Raw genomic sequence first — 291 nt, 5'->3', positions numbered from 1 at the left:
CTCCAGCCCCACCACGCGGTCGATCTCCGCATCCCGGGCACTGAGGAACATCACCGGCACTTCGCTGAAGCGGCGCAATTGCTTGCAGGTTTCAAAGCCGGTGATGTCCGGCAGGCCGATGTCGAGGATGACCAGGTCGGCCGGGGTCTGGCGCTGATGCTCCAGCGCCGCCTGGCCGAGCGTCAGCCAGGTGGTGGTGAAGCCTTCGCCTTGCAGGGCAAAGATCAGCGTGTCGGCTATCGCCGCTTCGTCTTCGACAATCAGGATGTGCGGCATGGGCTCAATCAGCAG

General features: G+C 63.9%; 1 protein-coding gene. It reads right to left on the bottom strand.

Going from position 1 to position 291, the window contains the following annotated elements; genetic code table 11:
* A partial coding sequence (locus AAEY72_RS14445) for a response regulator (protein ID WP_352311204.1) occupies window positions 1-291 on the bottom strand: 291 nt, incomplete at both ends.

The organism is Psychrobacter sp. W2-37-MNA-CIBAN-0211 (assembly GCF_040309405.1).
Classification (GTDB): Bacteria; Pseudomonadota; Gammaproteobacteria; order Pseudomonadales; family Moraxellaceae; genus Psychrobacter; species Psychrobacter glaciei.
The sequence above is the reverse complement of the archived record's forward strand: the minus strand, read 5'-3'. Positions and strand labels throughout refer to the sequence as shown.